Source organism: Hymenobacter negativus, assembly GCF_017571495.1.
Lineage (GTDB): Bacteria > Bacteroidota > Bacteroidia > Cytophagales > Hymenobacteraceae > Hymenobacter > Hymenobacter negativus.
Genome location: NZ_JAGETZ010000017.1, coordinates 44,287 through 60,538 on the forward strand (window position 1 = coordinate 44,287; position 16,252 = coordinate 60,538).

Annotated in this window: 16 protein-coding genes; 10 read left to right on the plus strand and 6 right to left on the minus strand. The window is 59.0% G+C overall.

The genetic code is table 11. The annotated features are described in order from the left end of the window. Positions 1-104 precede the first annotated feature (104 nt). From J4E00_RS25460 to J4E00_RS25475, 4 genes are all read right to left on the minus strand, one after another. A complete protein-coding gene (locus J4E00_RS25460) occupies positions 105-785 on the minus strand; it encodes a type 1 glutamine amidotransferase domain-containing protein (RefSeq protein ID WP_208178165.1) in 681 nt (226 codons plus the stop codon). A gap of 101 nt (positions 786-886) precedes the next feature. Next, positions 887-1,885, minus strand: a complete 999-nt coding sequence (locus J4E00_RS25465; RefSeq protein ID WP_208178166.1) for an NADP-dependent oxidoreductase — start codon at positions 1,883-1,885, stop codon at positions 887-889. Positions 1,886-1,979: 94 nt separating this feature from the next. Beyond that, positions 1,980-2,414 carry an organic hydroperoxide resistance protein gene (locus J4E00_RS25470; RefSeq protein ID WP_208178167.1) on the minus strand — a complete coding sequence of 145 codons (435 nt, stop codon included), beginning with the start codon at positions 2,412-2,414 and terminating at the stop codon, positions 1,980-1,982. A gap of 42 nt (positions 2,415-2,456) precedes the next feature. Then, positions 2,457-2,909 (minus strand): MarR family winged helix-turn-helix transcriptional regulator, encoded by a 453-nt coding sequence (locus J4E00_RS25475; RefSeq protein WP_208178168.1) that lies wholly within the window; start codon positions 2,907-2,909, stop codon positions 2,457-2,459. 291 nt (positions 2,910-3,200) lie between these two features. Between J4E00_RS25475 and J4E00_RS25480 the strand changes: the two genes are divergently transcribed. From J4E00_RS25480 to J4E00_RS25515, 8 genes are all read left to right on the plus strand, one after another. Next, a complete protein-coding gene (locus J4E00_RS25480; protein WP_208178169.1) occupies positions 3,201-3,722 on the plus strand; it encodes a GNAT family N-acetyltransferase in 522 nt (173 codons plus the stop codon). A gap of 169 nt (positions 3,723-3,891) precedes the next feature. Beyond that, complete coding sequence (locus tag J4E00_RS25485) at positions 3,892-5,193, plus strand: glycosyltransferase family 1 protein (RefSeq protein ID WP_208178170.1); 1,302 nt, start codon at positions 3,892-3,894, stop codon at positions 5,191-5,193. A gap of 147 nt (positions 5,194-5,340) precedes the next feature. Continuing rightward, positions 5,341-6,519, plus strand: coding sequence for a UDP-galactopyranose mutase (glf, locus tag J4E00_RS25490; protein ID WP_208178171.1), 1,179 nt, complete (start codon positions 5,341-5,343; stop codon positions 6,517-6,519). A gap of 261 nt (positions 6,520-6,780) precedes the next feature. Beyond that, positions 6,781-10,182: a preprotein translocase subunit SecA gene (gene secA / locus J4E00_RS25495; RefSeq protein WP_208178172.1), complete on the plus strand. Its 3,402-nt coding sequence runs from the start codon at positions 6,781-6,783 to the stop codon at positions 10,180-10,182. Between the two features lie 126 nt (positions 10,183-10,308). Beyond that, on the plus strand, positions 10,309-10,596 hold the full coding sequence (locus tag J4E00_RS25500; protein WP_208178173.1) for a hypothetical protein: 288 nt from the start codon (positions 10,309-10,311) through the stop codon (positions 10,594-10,596). 215 nt (positions 10,597-10,811) lie between these two features. Continuing rightward, a complete protein-coding gene (locus J4E00_RS25505) occupies positions 10,812-11,207 on the plus strand; it encodes a T9SS type A sorting domain-containing protein (RefSeq protein ID WP_317196672.1) in 396 nt (131 codons plus the stop codon). A 267-nt stretch (positions 11,208-11,474) separates the two neighbouring features. Continuing rightward, positions 11,475-13,121, plus strand: coding sequence for a T9SS type A sorting domain-containing protein (locus J4E00_RS25510; protein ID WP_208178175.1), 1,647 nt, complete (start codon positions 11,475-11,477; stop codon positions 13,119-13,121). Between the two features lie 170 nt (positions 13,122-13,291). After that, a complete protein-coding gene (locus J4E00_RS25515) occupies positions 13,292-13,630 on the plus strand; it encodes a hypothetical protein (RefSeq protein WP_208178176.1) in 339 nt (112 codons plus the stop codon). A gap of 77 nt (positions 13,631-13,707) precedes the next feature. On the opposite strand, the gene J4E00_RS25520 is transcribed toward J4E00_RS25515, so the two are convergent. Both J4E00_RS25520 and J4E00_RS25525 read right to left on the minus strand, forming a co-directional pair. Then, the gene (locus J4E00_RS25520) at positions 13,708-14,088 is read right to left on the minus strand and encodes a hypothetical protein (protein ID WP_208178177.1); all 381 of its coding nucleotides are present in this window, start codon (positions 14,086-14,088) and stop codon (positions 13,708-13,710) included. A 346-nt stretch (positions 14,089-14,434) separates the two neighbouring features. Next, the gene (locus J4E00_RS25525; RefSeq protein ID WP_208178178.1) at positions 14,435-14,875 is read right to left on the minus strand and encodes a hypothetical protein; all 441 of its coding nucleotides are present in this window, start codon (positions 14,873-14,875) and stop codon (positions 14,435-14,437) included. A gap of 139 nt (positions 14,876-15,014) precedes the next feature. On the opposite strand from J4E00_RS25525, the gene deoC reads away from it, so the two are divergent. After that, positions 15,015-15,686, plus strand: a complete 672-nt coding sequence (gene deoC, locus J4E00_RS25530) for a deoxyribose-phosphate aldolase (protein WP_208178179.1) — start codon at positions 15,015-15,017, stop codon at positions 15,684-15,686. After that, on the plus strand, positions 15,664-16,218 hold the full coding sequence (locus J4E00_RS25535; RefSeq protein ID WP_208178180.1) for a hypothetical protein: 555 nt from the start codon (positions 15,664-15,666) through the stop codon (positions 16,216-16,218). The genes deoC and J4E00_RS25535 overlap by 23 nt, the downstream gene beginning before the upstream one ends. Positions 16,219-16,252: the final 34 nt, after the last annotated feature.

A 16,252-nucleotide genomic window follows, 5' to 3' on the forward strand; every position in this document is an offset into this window, starting at 1 on the left:
GAGATGAAACAAAAAAAGGCCACTGCAAACGCAGCGGCCTTTTTGCTTGATTTAAGTCGTCTAATTTGAACCAATGCCTCCGCTCCCAAAAGAGAGGGAGTAGGTTACTTCGCCAGCAGCTTCAGCAGCTCCTGTGCTGCGGGCTCTGATGAGGCCGGATTCTGGCCCGTAATCAGGTTGCCGGCCGATACCACGTAAGGCTGCCAGTCGGCGCCCTTCGAGTAGTTGCCGCCGTTTTCCTTCAGCATGTCTTCTACCAGAAAGGGCACCACGTTGGTTAGCTGCACCGCTTCCTCTTCGGTATTGGTGAAGCCGGCTACTGCCTTGCCCCGCACCAGCGGCTCGCCGTTGGCCGCCTTCACGTGGCGGAGCACACCGGGAGCGTGGCACACCAGCGCCAGCGGCTTGCCGGCAGCGTAAGTGGTTTCGATGAGGGCAATCGACTTTTGGTCTTCGGCCAAATCCCACAGCGGGCCGTGGCCGCCAGGGTAAAACACGGCATCAAAATCCTCGGCTTTGATGGTATCGAGCGTCACGGTATTAGCCAAGGCCTTTTGAGCGGCCGGGTCTTGCTTGAATCGCTCGGTAGCTTCGGTCTGGGCACCAGGCTCGTCGCTTTTGGGGTCGAGGGGCGGCTGGCCGCCTTTGGGCGAGGCCAGGGTGATGTCAGCCCCAGCATCAACGAAAGCATAGTAGGGCGCGGCGAACTCCTCCAGCCAGAAACCGGTCTTGTGGCCGGTGTTGCCGAGTTGGTCGTGCGAGGTCAGAATCATGGCAATTTTCATGGGGCAATAGAATAAGTGGGAAGTAAGGGCAGGTTGTACCCGCCCGTCATTTAAATGGAATCGGTGGTTTTGAGCGAAGGATGGGCGAGTGCAACCCGCGCCTAGGCCACTTTCACCACGGCCTTACCGGTGTTCTCACCGGCAAACAGGCCCAGGAAAGCCGCTGGAATCTGGTCGAAGCCTTCGGTGATGGTTTCCTCGCCTTTCAGCTTGCCAGCGGCATACCACTCAGTTAGCTTGGCCACGCCTTCGGGCCAGCGGCTGTGGTAGTCGCTCACGATGAAGCCCTGCAGCTTGGTGCTCGTCTTGAGGAGCTTGCCTTCGGGGCGCGGGCCGGTGGGCGTTTCGGTCACGTTGTAAGTCGAAATCTGGCCGCAGAGGGCAATGCGGGCGTGCTTGTTCAGCAAGTCGTACACGGCATCGGTGATGGCGCCGCCCACGTTGTCGAAGTAGCAGTCCACGCCGTTGGGCGCGGCATTGGCCAGCGCCTGGGCAATGTCCGGCGTGGTTTTGTAGTTGATGGCCTCATCGAAACCCAGGGCTTTGAGGTGGGCCACTTTCTCGTCGGAGCCAGCCGTGCCAACCACTCGGCAACCCTGGATTTTGGCCAGCTGGCCCACAAGCAGGCCCACCGCACCGGCTGCGCCCGATACCACCACCGTTTCGCCCGCCTTGGGTTGGCAGATATCAAGCAGCCCGAAGTAGGCCGTGAGGCCAGGCATACCCAGCAACCCCAGGAAGTAGCTGGCCGGGGCCTTGTCCACGGGCACGGGGTTCAGCGTTTTGGCATCGGCCACGCTGAATTCCTGCCACGGCAGGTTGCCAACCACAGTGCTGCCTACAGGCAGGGCGGCACTTTGACTTTCAATGACTTCGGCCACCACGCCGCCCGCAATTGGCTGGCCCACTTCAAAGGGGGCTATGTACGATTTGGCGGCACTCATCCGGCCACGCATGTAGGGGTCGACGGATACATACAGCGTTTTCAGCAGCACCTGTCCCTCAGTGGGGGCAGAAATCTCGCGGGTTTCGAACTGGAACTGGGCTGCGGTAGGCGCCCCTTGGGGGCGGCTGGCGAGCAAAATGGCTTGCGATTTCATAGGCTGTAGCACTGGATTGGAAATAAAAATAGCCGTGCCCTAGCAGCGCCGGCACGGCTATTTTGGGGTGGCGGCGTGGCAGCCGCGGCAGCAACTAGGCGTTGGTCGTGGTGCTCAGGGTCACCTCGATGTTTCCTTTGGTGGCGCGCGAGTACGGGCAGATGCCGTGCGCAGCTTCTACCAATTCTTCGGCCTGCTTCTGCTCCACGCCGGGAATGTTGACGTGCAAATCGGCCGATATGCCATAGCCGCCATCTTCCGCTTTGCCGAAGCCGATGAAGGCTTCCACGGTCACATTTTCCAGCTTCACTTTGGCCTGGCGGGCCGCAACTCCCAGCGCACCCTCAAAGCAAGCGGCGTAGCCGGCGGCAAACAGCTGCTCGGGGTTGGTAGCGCCGGGTTTGCCGGGGCCGCCCATCTCCTTGGGCGTGCTCAGGTCGATGTCGAGCACGTTGTTATTGGTGGTTACGTGGCCGTCGCGGCCGCCTTTGGCCAAAGCCTGGGCGGTGAAGATTTTTTCGATTTTCATTGGAATGGGTAAGTGAATTGGGTAAGAAAAAAGTGCTGGCGACTAAGCCAGCTGGGTAAGCAAGTGCGTGAGGTGAACCCGCAGGGCCATTATTTCAGCTTCTGACATCTGCATCTTATCGAGCATCTGCTCCGGAATCGGGCCAGCCTGCGCCTCCAGGGCTCGTCCGGCGGGCAATAGCTCGATGATGACGGAACGCTCGTCGCGCGGGTCGCGGCGGCGGCTGAGCCACTGCTTCTGCTCCATGCGCTTGAGCAGTGGGGTGAGTGTGCCCGAATCCAGCAGCAGCTTTTCGCCCAACTCTTTCACTGTAAGCTGCCCATGCTCCCACAGCAGCAGAAACACGAGGTACTGCGGGTAGGTGAGGTCAAGGGCTTGCAGCAGCGGCTGATACGTTTTGGTAATCAGCCGCGACACGGCATAAAACGGAAAGCAAATCTGGCTTTCCAGCTTCAGCAGGGAGTTCTTGGCGGGTTGGGTTGGGGTCGTTGCCATGTGGGTTCGCAAAGGTAAACGCAGAATGGTTGTGTAATGCTTGATTGTGTACAATTAATTTTTTGTTCTAGCGTGATATTTCGCTTCTGCCCTTACTCATCTGAGCAAGGAAGCAGGGGTGAAGTATCTATGGCATAAGCTGTAGCCTGCGCATTATGCACATCGTTGCATGGTTCCGGCACGAATCAAATCATTCGCAACAAAAACCGTCTTCACGAACTGGTGCCTAGAGGGGGCAGGGGGGGTAGAAACGCAGAGGACGACCCAGCAAAAAGCTACCTTTGCCCCTCCATGCACCTGCGCGCGCTCGAACCCGACGACCTCGAATTTCTCTATGCTCTTGAAAACGACCCGGACATTTGGGGCGTTTCCGACACCCTGGCACCGGTGTCGCGGCATGCCCTGCGTGAGTACTTGGAGCATGCGTCTGCGGATTTCTACGTAGTGCGACAGTTGAGGCTAGTGGTTACTACTGAAATTAGCGGCCCACCGGTAGGCGTCGTCGACCTGTTTGACTTCGAACCGCTGCATCAACGGGCTGGTGTTGGTATCACTATTCTGGCAAAAGAGCGGAAAAAAGGCTACGCCCAACAGGCCTTGGATTTGCTAAAAAACCACGCCCGGAATGCCTTGCGACTGCACCAGATTTACGCTACCGTAGGCGCCGATAACCTGGCTAGCATGAGGCTTTTTGAAGCTGCCGGGTTTCGAAAAATCGGCACTCGACTAGCGTGGCTGCGCACCCCTTCCGGCTGGCAAGATGTTGTGGAATGGCAGTGCTTTTTGGCCAGCCCGGACGACATCAGAGAATAGGCTTAGCCGTATATCCTGTTGATAGCGTGAAGAATCGGTGAGCTTTTAGTATTGTAAGCTGGGCTATATCCTTTGGCCCAGGGCCTTCGTATAGGGTAGCAAGCGGCCCGGCCTGGCAGGTACAGCATCCTGTGGCGCGGCGCGAAACTCCTTTTTCCTGCTACTTTTCATGCCACCTTCTTCGACGGTGGAAGCGCCCTTGCGTGCCTCCGCCACCGCTGCCCGGCCCAGCGATTCAGCCGCCGAAACTCCTGCCTCTTACACCCTGCCCGACCTGGTTTGCTTCGCACACCTGCATTGGGACTTTGTATGGCAGCGCCCGCAGCATTTGCTGTCGCGTTTTGCCCAGCACGGCCGGGTTTTTTACGTTGAAGACGCCTTCTACCACAACGACGACCTGATTGAGCCGCACGTCGAAATTAAAGACCGCAATAATGGTGTGAAAGTGGTGGTGGTGCACCTGCCCCAGCGCCTGCGCCACGATGAAAATGCCGCCGACCAGGCTCAGTTCGAAACCTTAAGCCATTATTTCAACGAACAAGGCGTTACCAACTACATTTTCTGGTACTACACGCCGATGGCCCTCGGCAAGTCGCGCCAGTTCACGCCCAAGCTCACCGTGTACGACTGCATGGATGAGTTGGCTGCATTCAAATTCGCTCCGCCCGAACTGCGCAACCGCGAGCAGGAGTTGTTCGGCAAGGCCGACCTCGTATTCACCGGCGGCCACACGCTCTACGAATCCAAGCGCGAGCAGCACCCCGATGCCCATCCCTTCCCGAGCAGCATCGACAAAGCCCACTTTGGCCTGGCCCGCGGCCCGCTGGCCGAGCCCGCCGACCAGGCAGGCATTGCGCACCCACGCATCGGCTTCTTCGGAGTGGTAGACGAGCGGCTGGACATTGAGTTGCTGCGTGAACTGTCGCAGCAGCATCCGGAGTGGCAGTTTGTCATCATCGGGCCGGTGGTGAAGATTGACCCGGCCATTTTGCCCCGCACGCCTAACGTGCATTACCTCGGCGGTAAGGACTACAAGGAACTGCCTTCATATTTAAAAGGTTGGGAGGTGGCAACGCTGCTTTTCGCCGACAACGAAAGCACCAAGTTTATCTCGCCAACTAAAACGCCCGAGTACCTCGCCGCCGGCAACCCCGTGGTGAGCACACCCATCCGCGACGTGGTGCGCCCCTACGGCGATTTGAACCTCGTCCAGATTGCTGACAATGCCGTTGATTTCGGCAAGGCCATCTCAAAGGCCCTCACCCAGCGCGAAGATGCCGACTGGCGTCAGCGCACCGATGATTACCTGGCCACCATCTCGTGGGACCAGACCTGGCAGCAAATGGTGGACCTGATGCAAACCCGTCTCGCCGCCAAAAAAGTGGACGCCGCCACTACCACCCACGACAGCCAGCCGCGCATGGCCACCAAAGTGTCGGAAGTAACCCTGCCGCCTATTGCGGCGAGCTAAAATCAGCTGCGCAAACAGCACCAAGTAGTCGGCATGCGGAGGACGCTAATAAATCCTGTCTCCGCCTTTTGCAGCTGCTTGCTGAATAACAAATAATTACTACGAATCAACACGTCCCTCCCTTACACATTTCCATACCCCTGCACTATGTTCGACTACCTCATCGTTGGGGCCGGTTTCGCCGGCAGCGTGCTCGCCGAACGGCTAGCCACCCGCAGCAACAAAAAAGTCCTCGTTATTGACAAGCGTAGCCACATTGGGGGCAATGCGTACGACCATTACAACGAAGAAGGCATTCTGGTGCATAAGTATGGTCCGCACATCTTCCATACCAATTCGAAGGATGTATTTGACTATCTGGGCAACTTCACCGACTGGCGTCCTTACGAGCACCGCGTGCTTGCTTCGGTCGACGGCCAGCACGTGCCGATGCCCATCAATCTGGATACCATCAACAAGCTTTACGGCCTGAACCTAACCAGCTTCGAGGTCGAAGAATTCTTCGCTTCGGTAGCCGAGTCGGTGCCTGTCATCAAAACGTCGGAAGATGTAGTGGTAAGCAAAGTTGGCCGCGAGCTGTACAATAAATTCTTCAAGAATTACACCAACAAGCAGTGGGGCCTGGACCCCTCGCAACTGGATAAGTCGGTGACCTCGCGTGTGCCCACCCGTACCAACCGCGACGACCGGTATTTCACCGATACCTACCAGGCTATGCCCCTGCACGGCTACACCCGAATGTTTGAGAACATGCTCAACCACCCAAATATCAAGGTGATGCTGAACACGGACTACCACGAGGTAATCGACTTCATTCCTTTCAAGGAAATGATTTTCACAGGCCCGGTAGATGAATATTTCGACTACAAGTTCGGTAAGCTGCCCTACCGCTCGCTGGAGTTCAAGCACGAAACCCTGAACAAGGAGAAGCACCTTGCTGCACCCGTGGTGAACTACCCTAACGAGCATCCTTACACCCGCATCACCGAGTTTAAGGCCCTCACCGGTCAGGACCACCCTAAAACGGCCATCGTGTACGAGTATCCTCAAGCCGAGGGCGACCCGTACTACCCCATCCCGATGCCCGAAAACGCCGAGTTGTACAACAAGTACAAGAAGCTAGCCGATGAGACGCCCAACGTTCACTTCGTGGGTCGCCTGGCTACCTACAAGTACTACAACATGGACCAAGTAGTGGCCCAAGCCCTGACGCTCTATAAGAAGCTGACGGAAAAAGAGAATGCCAGCAAGCCAGTGCTTCCCGCAATTTCGGGTAGCACCGCGCTGGTAGAGAAGCTGATTAGCCGCTCGCCGAAGCAGGAGTAGCTTGCCCTTGCAGAATAGCTGATAATAGCGTCATGCTGGGCTTAGCCGAAGTGCATTGTATGCAACAGTAAGCCAGCCTGCTGAAAGATAGAGTTACTCCGCAAGCGAGATGCTTTCTCGGCGCTCAACATGACGTTTTATTTTATCAGCCAATGAAAAAGCCCCGCCAATTTGGCGGGGCTTTCCTTTTTGGGACGGTTTTAGCGGAAGGCTCCGTAAATTTGGGGTGCGCCACAGCGCTATTCGCTAAAATACTACCTGATGTTTGAATTCCTAGGCAAGACCGTCGCCAAAATATTTGGCTCCAAGTCGGAGCGTGATTTAAAGGAAATCACGCCCTACGTGGCGCTGATTAATGCCGAATATGCCAAACTGGCTGGTTTGAGCGACGACCAGCTCCGCGACCAGACCGATGCTGTGCGCGCCCGCATTGCCGAGCGCCTCGCTGGCCTCGACGGACAGATTGCCGGTTTGCAACAGCAAATCGACAGCCAGCCTCAGCTCGATGTGGCCCAGAAGGAAGGCCTTTTTGAGCAAATTGATGCGCTGGAAAAGCAGCGCAACAAAGACCTCGAAGCTGTGCTGCTGGAAGTGCTGCCATCGGCCTTTGCTATTGTGAAGGAAACTGCCCGCCGCTACAAGGAAAATGGCCAACTGGTAGTAACCGCTAACGACCACGACCGCGAATACGCCTATACCCATTCCAACTGCCGCATCGAAGGCGACCAGGCCATCTGGTCGAATAAATGGCTGGCGGCCGGGGCTGAAATCGTCTGGGATATGGTGCACTACGACGTGCAGCTGATTGGCGGCGTGGTGCTGCATCAGGGCAAAATTGCCGAAATGGCCACGGGTGAAGGCAAAACCCTCGTTTCGACCCTGCCGTCCTTCCTGAATGCGCTGTCGAAGCGCGGTGTACACCTGGTTACGGTCAACGACTACCTGGCCAAGCGTGACTCGGAATGGAACGCGCCGCTGTTCGAATTCCACGGCATAACGGTGGACTGCATCGACAAGCACCAGCCCAACACGCCGGAGCGTCGTGCCGCCTACCAAGCCGACATCACCTACGGCACCAACAACGAATTCGGCTTCGACTACCTGCGCGACAACATGGCGCGTGACCCCGAGGAACTGGTGCAGCGCAAGCACCACTTTGCCATGGTCGACGAAGTGGACTCCGTGCTGATTGACGATGCACGGACGCCGCTCATCATTTCGGGCCCGGTGCCGCGAGGCGACGTGCACGAGTTCTACCAACTCAAGCCGCGCATCCAGCGCCTTGTGGACGAACAGAAAAAGGTGGTGCAGAACTACCTCGTGCAAGCCCGTAAGCTCATCGCCGAAGGCAAAACCGGCGTGGAAGAAGGCGATAAAAACGGCCTCGGTGGCCTGATGCTGTTCCGCGCCCACCGTGGCCTGCCCAAGAGCAAGCCGCTCATCAAGTACCTGTCGGAGCCTGGTATCCGGGCGGTGCTGCAAGCCACCGAAAACCACTACCTGGCCGATAACTCGCGCCAGATGCCCAAAGCCGACGAGCCGCTGTTCTTCACCATTGACGAGAAGAACAACCAGATTGAGCTGACCGAAAAAGGCATCGATTTGATTACGGCCCAGGGCGAAGACCCGAAACTGTTCATCATGCCCGACATCGGCATGGCCATTGCCGATATTGAGAAAAATAACACCCTCTCGGCCGAAGAGAAGCTCCAGCAAAAAGAAAAGCTGATGAGCGACTATAACGAGAAGTCGGAGCGCGTGCACACCGTGAACCAGTTGCTGAAAGCTTACACGCTGTTTGAGAAGGATGACCAGTACATCCTGACCGACGACGGCAAGGTGAAAATTGTGGACGAGCAAACCGGCCGCGTGATGGAAGGCCGCCGCTACTCCGATGGCCTGCATCAAGCTATCGAGGCCAAGGAAAACGTGACCGTGGAAGACGCCACCCAGACTTACGCTACGGTAACGCTGCAGAACTATTTCCGCATGTACCACAAGCTGTGCGGCATGACTGGTACGGCCGAAACCGAAGCCGGTGAGTTCTGGGAAATTTACAAGCTCGACGTAGTGGTAATTCCCACCAACCGGGTGATTTCGCGCAAAGACGCCGACGACCAGGTCTACAAGACGGTGCGCGAGAAATACAACGCCGTGGCCCTGGAAATCCAGAAGCTGGTGGAAGCTGGCCGCCCTGTGCTGGTAGGTACCACAAGCGTGGAAATTTCGGAGCTGATGTCGCGCATGCTCAAATTGCGCGGCATTCAGCACCAAGTATTGAACGCCAAGCAGAACCAGCGCGAAGCCGAGATTGTAGCTGCCGCTGGCTACCCCGGCACCGTGACCATCGCTACCAACATGGCCGGTCGCGGTACCGACATCAAGCTGCGCGAAACCAGCCGCGAGGCCGGTGGCCTAGCCATCATCGGCACGGAGCGCCACGAGTCGCGCCGGGTGGACCGCCAGCTGCGGGGCCGCGCCGGTCGTCAGGGCGACCCGGGCACGTCGCAGTTCTTCGTGAGCCTGGAGGACAACCTGATGCGCCTGTTCGGCTCCGACCGGATTGCGAAGCTGATGGACCGCATGGGCATGGAAGAAGGCGAGGTGATTCAGCACTCGATGATTACTAACTCCATCGAGCGCGCCCAGAAGAAAGTAGAGGAAAACAACTTCGGCACCCGCAAGCGCCTGCTGGAGTACGACGACGTGATGAACGCCCAGCGCGAGGTGGTGTACAAGCGCCGCCGCAATGCCCTGCACGGCGACCGCATGGAAGTGGACATCCTTAACATGATTTACGACGTGAGCGAGGACATCGCCAGCGGCCACAAAATCACGGGCGATTTCGAGGATTTCAAGCTGAACGTCATCAAGGTATTCGGCTATGATACCTATATCACGGCGCAGGAGCTAAGCAGCCTGCAGCTGCCCGCCCTCACGCAGAAGCTGTACGACGAGGCCCTGGGCTACTTCCAAAGCAAGAACGAGCACATTGCTTCGAACTCGCTGCCGCTGGTGAACGACCTGCTGAATAACGGCGCGCCTTACGAGAACATCGCCGTGCCCTTCACCGATGGTAAGAAGCAGGTGCAAGCCATTGCCAACCTGCGCCGCGCCCAGGCCACCGGCGGCCACGACATCCTCCGCCAGATGGAGAAAGTGGTGGTGCTGTCCGTAATCGACACAGCCTGGACCCAGCACCTGCGCCAGATGGACGACCTGAAACAGGTGGTGCAAAACGCAGTATATGAGCAGAAGGACCCGCTGCTGGTGTACAAGTTCGAGAGCTTCGAGTTGTTCAAGCGCATGATTGCGAAGGTGAACGAGGAAACCACCACCTTCCTCTTCCACGCCGACGTGCCGGTGCAGCAAGGCGCTGTGGGCACCAACGACGAGCAGGAATACTACTACGAAGACGAGGAGCCCGCTCCGCGCCTCACCGTGGAGCACGAGTCCAACCTCGACTCCCTCGGCGCCGGCCCCGAAGACATGGGCCCCACCGACCAGCCCGCCGTGAAGCAAACCCCTGCGCGGAGCCAGAAAGTGGCCAACCGCAACGACAAGGTGAACGTGCAGTACATGGACGGCCGCGTGGTGCGCGACGTGAAGTACAAGTCGGTAGAGCAGGACGTGGAAAGCGGCCGGGCGGTGCTGGTGGATTAAGTAGCCTTCGCACTTAATGAGAATGAAAACGCCCTGGCCGGTTGGTCGGGGCGTTTTTGTGTGTTAGGGCTAAGCTACTAATGGCTAGATTTGCCGACTTTATTATATTTTGAGTTCTTCCTATAAATGAAGCGCTTTTTCGCTTTTTTGCGCAGTTGGCAAGTGGTCAGCGTCATTTTTTTAATATTGAAGGGACCTGTGGTTCAAGCTCAGGCGCCGGTTTGGCAGATGGCCACCTCGGCAGCGGGTGATTTTTCTGTGGTGTATGCAGCAGAAGTGGATGCTGCTGGCAATGTTTTTTTGACCGGTATTTTCCAGGGAACGGTCAGCTTCGGCACTACCACGTTGACCTCGGCCGGTAACTACGACGTGTACGTGGCCAAATGGAGCACGACTAGCCAACGCTTTGTGTAGGCTCAGCGAGCCGGTGGGGTAAGCGACAACAATATCTACATTGCCGGTCGCTTTCTGACCCCATCCACTTCCACTTTTGGCAATATTGTGCTAACCGGTGCTAATTTGGTTCAGCATGAGGTTTTTGTGGCCAAACTCGTTGATAATGGCAGCACGGGCAGCTTTGTGTAGGCGTACCAAGCGGGAGGAAACACCAACGATACGGTGCCTTGGTCGTGTCAGGTAACAACGTGTACTTGGCGGGGAGCGTTAGCCCACCGGCCGGTTTCGGGTCATACACCATTAACACGCCCACTACTAACAGTGTCGGTTTCCTAGCATCCCTCGCCGACCCTACGCTCACCGCTACTGCGCCCGCCCTGCGTCCCGAAAGCATCGGCCTCTTTCCCAATCCTGCTCGCGGCAAGGCCACTATTCAATTGCCCGCCATCCCCGGTGCGCCCACGGCCACCCTTATCATCCTTGATGCCCTGGGCCGCACTCTGCGCACCCAAACGGCCAATGCCAACACCAAGGCCGAACTGGACCTCACCGGCTTCGCACCCGGCCTCTACACCGTGCGCGTGCAGGCGGGCAGCAGCACCGCTACCCATAAGCTGGTGGTAGAATAAGTAATAGGGCCGTGTGGTATTAGGCCGGAACTTCCAACAGAGATTCAATTGCCTATTTGTGGGACAAACCCTGTTTTCGCAGTGAGTGAGAGAAGAAGTGCCCCAGCCAGCTGGTCAGGGCGCTTTTTAATGGGCCTTGGCGGTACATTCCCGCTACATTTGCCGTCGTGGCCTATAAGTACTTTTGCTTCTACTAACCTGACTCTCGGCATGAGATATCACGCTACACGGAATGCCGGCCTTTGGCTGGCTAAGATACTTGTGCTAATGTTGCTAGCCACGGCCGTGGCCCGGGCCCAGGCGCCCACCTGGCAACTGGCCGTGGCTGCCACGGGTGGCACCTCCGAGGTATTTGCCACGGCCGCCGATGCCAGCGGGAACGTGTTCCTGACTGGCACGTTCAGTGGCACAGTCGGCTTTGGCGGCATGTCCTTGACCAGTACGGGCCGGAACGACAACGACGTATTCGTAGCCAAGTGGAGCGGCGTCACCAACCGTTTCGTGTGGGTGCAGCGGGCCGGCGGCGTGGGCAACGATAGTTCCCCAACTATTGCTGTGAGCGGCACCAGCATCTACATCGCCGGGCGCTTTGCTGGTACAGCTAGCTTTGGAACTACGGTTTTGACAGCCGTGGGCTCTGATGATGGCTTCGTGGCCAAGCTGACCGATGCGGGTACTACTGGGGCTTTTGGGTGGGCCTTTGGGATAGGCGGGCGCGACAGCGAGCAGGCCACTGCGATAGCCGCTACGGGCAGTAGCGTATATGTGGGCGGAAGCTTCTATAGCCCCACGGTAGGTTTCGGCAGCATTTCGTTAACCAATTTTTCGGCGGCGGCCCCGTTACAGTCTGATGGCTTCGTGGCTAAGCTAACGGATGCTGGCACCACTGCCAGCTTTGTTTGGGTGCAGCAGGTGGGAGGCTCCGGCGATGACCATGTAGTGGCCCTGGCCAGCACAGCTAACGGCGTGTACGTCACAGGCAACTTTTCCAACACCGCCAGCTTTGGGGCTACCATGCTCACGGGGGGCAATCTGGCGGCCTTTGTGGCCAAGCTAACCGATACCCCCGTCCCCAACCGCTTTGTCTGGGCCGTGGGTACGAGCGGCGGCGCGGTATTCCCCAATGCCGTGGCAGTGAGTGGTCCGAACGTGTACGTGGCCGGGCGGTTTGTCTTCACTACAAGTTTCGGTCCGACGGCCCTTACCAGCACGGGCACCCAGGGTGGCTACGATGTGTTCGTGACGAAAATTGCCGATGCCGGCACCACTGCGGGCTTCACCTGGGCCGTGCAGGCCGGCGGGGCCCAGAGCGACTTCGCTACTGCGATAGCAGCCAGCGGCAGCAGCCTCTATGTGGCGGGCGTGTTTCTGGGCCCCAGCAGCTTTGGCAGCGGTAGCCTCACTAGCTTTGCCAGCAGCGACGACGCCTTTCTGGCCAAGCTCACCGATGCCGGCCCCACCGGCAGCTTTGCCTGGGCCACGGCGGCCGGCGGCAGCGGGGCCGACCAGGCCAATGGACTCGCACTCAGCGGCAGCACCATCTATGTAGCCGGCCCCGTGATGCCTCCCGCCAGCTTTGGGCCCCTCGCGCTAGCCAGTCCGGGGGGAGCTTCCGTTTCTTTCCTGGCCTCTCTGGCTGACCCTACGCTCACGGGCACCACATCGGGGCACTATTTGGAAAGCCTGCACCTGTTTCCCAACCCCGCCCACGGCCGCGCCACGGTGCAACTGCCGGCTGGTATCGGTCCGGCCACGCTTACTGTGCTCGATGCCCTGGGCCGGGTTATGCGCACTCAGACGACCATTAACGGTCCCAAAACCGAAATCGACCTGACTGGCCTCGCGCCCGGCCTCTACGCCGTGCGGATGGCGGCAGGCGGTGGCGCAGCCACGCAAAAGCTGGTGGTAGAGTAAGCACAGCGAAGAGTCTGCGCACCTTACGCCAACGGCATGGCGTAGAGGTCGAAAGGGAGTAGGGGAGGGCCAAGACGTCGTGCATCTTTACGCGTTACGTTTGTCCTTCAGCTTTTCACTTTGCCTGGCATGCCCTACTTCTACTTCCGGAAAAACACGTTCACCTCTCTTTGGGCCACGGCCTGGCTGCGCGGGCTGTGGCTGGTGCTGCTGACCCTGCTGCCGACGGCACCTTGCGCCCCGGCGCCAGCGGCTCCTTTGATGCCCGCAACTTCACGGTGGGCACTGCGCCCGATGGCCGGCCGGTGTTTCGGCCGACCAGCACCGCAGGGGCCGATGACTACAAGTGGCAGGACGGTTTTGGGCTGCCCGAAGGCGTGAGCAGCAGCCCCGTGGGCGGCAACGTGAAGGCGGTGCTGCAAGTGGGCAGCGACATTTATATCGGCGCCTACACCGTGCGGGTGGGCGCCGCCGGCGCGGCCGTCGGCCAGCAGCTGGTAGAGGAATAAGCCTGCCCGCCGGCCGCCAACGCACCGGCTTGTATAAAAAAAGAGCCCGCAACAGCGGGCTCTTTTTTCTGCGAGACTTACAGCGACTTTGGGGCTTTCGGGGGCTGCGGCGAGTCGTTTACGGTGAAGCCGTAGTCGCCCATCTCGCGCAGGCGATTTTTGCCCAGGTTGCCTTGCAGGGTTTTCGAGGCGCGTTGGTTCAGGGGCACGCACACGGCCACGGCGGCATCGCGTTTTTCGTAGAGCTTTTCGAGCTGCAGTTCCAGCTTTTTGGCTTCTGCGTGTGCCGCTAGGGCATCGGGTATTGCGGCGGCAGCTGCTTGTAGCTCGCTGGCCAACTCGCCGGCAATCAGCGAATCTTTGCCCTTTTCGGCAATGCCTTTGGCCACAGCGGCCGTAAGGGTGAGCGTTCCGAGGGGGTCGGTAGCGCCTGGGATGGGAATGCGGGCTTGCGCCATGAGGGGTAGCCGCCGGAGAAAGTAAATCCGGTAGAAATCAAATATAGTAAGCTCGGCTATATTATTGAACGCTAACACCAAAATTGGATGGCCCTCTCCAAGCGTTGGGCGATGCCCGTCAATTCTCTGCGGGCCTTGCTCAAGCCTTTGCCGACCCTCCTCAAAGGCTAAAGGGCCTGCCTTGAGTCTTTGAGGTGCCCCGTCAGGCCTTTGAGTACCTTCCTTAAACGCTTGATGCCCTTCCTCAAAAGCCTGCGGACCCTGCTCAAGCCTTTGCCGGCGCCTCTTAAACGTGTAAGGCCCCCGTTAAAAGCTTGCAGGCTCCTGCTCCAACGAGCAGGCCCGCCTACTGCCGGGGCGGGCGGTGCTCGTGGTCCTGGCTATCGGTCAACCACCCGCGGGCAGCGGTTTCGTCATGGAAAAAGTAGGGATAAAACTCGTGCTCGGCCTGCTGGCGGAGCAGGGTTTCGGTGCTGATGCTCTCTATTTCGGCGCGGTGGCTTTCATCGGCCACGCACGCCATGAACACCGGCGAGCCCAGCACCGATACCACTTGCTGGGCTAGCAGCTTGCCGAGCCACTCCAGAAGCAGGGGCGAAAAGGCGTCCTGGGTGCGCATGTCGAGCAGCCAGAACCGGCAGTTGTTGTGGTGCAGAGCGGCGCTCAGCAGTTCCTCCTGCGGGGGCAGCAGGCTGCGGTCGGGCACCTCGCGCAGCCAGCGGCCCACCAGCAGGTTGGAGGCGTGCTCGTACTGAAGGGCAAATACGTCGGAGATAATCGTATTCATAAAAAGTGCTTGAACGAAGGAGAAACGAAGGTAGAGCCGGCCAGGCGCCGGTTGTGCGGGGGGTATACGGCGCAGCGGCTTCGATGTCGGCCCCACCCGGCTCAAGCGGAGCCCGCCGAACCCGCCGTACCTTTGCCCCATGACGCTCGCCGCCCAAATCGACCATACCCTGCTGCGCCCCGATGCCACCGAGGCCCAGATACTCCAGCTCTGCGACGAGGCCGCCGCGCACGGTTTCGCCACCGTGTGCGTGCCGCCCTGCTACGTGGCCCTGGCCACGAGCAAGCTGGGAGGCACGCCTGTGGGCATCTGCACCGTGGTGGGGTTTCCGTTGGGCTACTCGGCATCCAGCGTAAAGTTTAAAGAGGCCGAAGTAGCGCTGTATGATGGTGCGACCGAACTGGACATGGTCATCAACGTGTCGGCCCTGAAATCGGGCAAGACCGAAGCCATTCAGGCCGAAATCCTGGATTTGGCCGATTTGTGCCACGTCCATCAGGCCTTGCTCAAGGTCATTATTGAAACCGCTTTACTTACAGAAAAAGAAATTGAGCTGGCCTGCCGCCTGTGCTTAGAAGGGGAGGCCGATTTTGTGAAAACCTCCACCGGCTTTGCCAGCCGGGGCGCTTCCGTGGCCGACATTGAGCTGATGCGCCGTGTGCTGCCTGCTACCATGCGCATAAAGGCCGCCGGCGGCATCCGCACCCGCGCCGCCGCCGAGGCCCTGATTGCCGCCGGTGCCGACCGCATTGGCTCTTCCAATAGCATAGCCCTGATTTCTGAAGCCGATGAATCGACCACTGCTCAATAGCCTGCTGGCCTCGCTGCTGTTCGTTATGGCCGCCTGCGCCAGCACTGCCCAGCAGGCCCCGCAAGCCAGCGCCCCCCCCGATACCGCCGTGCGCAAGTCCGCCACGCCCCCCATGCCCGCCGAGGACGTAACCAAATACCGCCCGGTATTTGCCGCGCCCAAAGCCACGCCGCTGCCCGCCACTGCGCCCGTCAAAACAACCGTGCTGCCCACCAACCAGGTCAATACCCAGATGGAGCAGCGTCTGCGCGACCAGGCCTACACCAACCAGAACGTGAAGTACGCCCAGGGCTACCGCGTGCTGGTGTATTTCGGCACCGAGCGCGACAAGGTGATGGCCCTGCGCCGCTCCATCATCGGCCGCTACCCCGATGAGACGGACTACATCGTGTTCAAGTCGCCGGTTTACCGCCTTTACATCGGCGATTACCTCACCCGGCTCGACGCTGCCCGCGGCATGGCCCGTCTGCGCCCGTTCGTGCCGAAGCCCGAGCTGGAACCCACGCAGGTGCTCCTGAATAAGAACCCGTAGTTAGGCACCGCCGCTCATCTACAAAATCCGTGAA

What these genes read in the sequence shown, in the direction of transcription:
- J4E00_RS25460 (WP_208178165.1), bottom strand. Translation starts at nt 785, where the DNA reads ATGAAAATTGCCATGATTCTGACCTCGCACGACCAACTCGGCAACACC.
- J4E00_RS25465 (WP_208178166.1), bottom strand. Translation starts at nt 1,885, where the DNA reads ATGAAATCGCAAGCCATTTTGCTCGCCAGCCGCCCCCAAGGGGCGCCT.
- J4E00_RS25470 (WP_208178167.1), bottom strand. Translation starts at nt 2,414, where the DNA reads ATGAAAATCGAAAAAATCTTCACCGCCCAGGCTTTGGCCAAAGGCGGC.
- J4E00_RS25475 (WP_208178168.1), bottom strand. Translation starts at nt 2,909, where the DNA reads ATGGCAACGACCCCAACCCAACCCGCCAAGAACTCCCTGCTGAAGCTG.
- J4E00_RS25480 (WP_208178169.1), top strand. Translation starts at nt 3,201, where the DNA reads ATGCACCTGCGCGCGCTCGAACCCGACGACCTCGAATTTCTCTATGCT.
- J4E00_RS25485 (WP_208178170.1), top strand. Translation starts at nt 3,892, where the DNA reads ATGCCACCTTCTTCGACGGTGGAAGCGCCCTTGCGTGCCTCCGCCACC.
- glf (WP_208178171.1), top strand. Translation starts at nt 5,341, where the DNA reads ATGTTCGACTACCTCATCGTTGGGGCCGGTTTCGCCGGCAGCGTGCTC.
- secA (WP_208178172.1), top strand. Translation starts at nt 6,781, where the DNA reads ATGTTTGAATTCCTAGGCAAGACCGTCGCCAAAATATTTGGCTCCAAG.
- J4E00_RS25500 (WP_208178173.1), top strand. Translation starts at nt 10,309, where the DNA reads ATGAAGCGCTTTTTCGCTTTTTTGCGCAGTTGGCAAGTGGTCAGCGTC.
- J4E00_RS25510 (WP_208178175.1), top strand. Translation starts at nt 11,475, where the DNA reads ATGTTGCTAGCCACGGCCGTGGCCCGGGCCCAGGCGCCCACCTGGCAA.
- J4E00_RS25520 (WP_208178177.1), bottom strand. Translation starts at nt 14,088, where the DNA reads ATGGCGCAAGCCCGCATTCCCATCCCAGGCGCTACCGACCCCCTCGGA.
- J4E00_RS25525 (WP_208178178.1), bottom strand. Translation starts at nt 14,875, where the DNA reads ATGAATACGATTATCTCCGACGTATTTGCCCTTCAGTACGAGCACGCC.
- deoC (WP_208178179.1), top strand. Translation starts at nt 15,015, where the DNA reads ATGACGCTCGCCGCCCAAATCGACCATACCCTGCTGCGCCCCGATGCC.
- J4E00_RS25535 (WP_208178180.1), top strand. Translation starts at nt 15,664, where the DNA reads ATGAATCGACCACTGCTCAATAGCCTGCTGGCCTCGCTGCTGTTCGTT.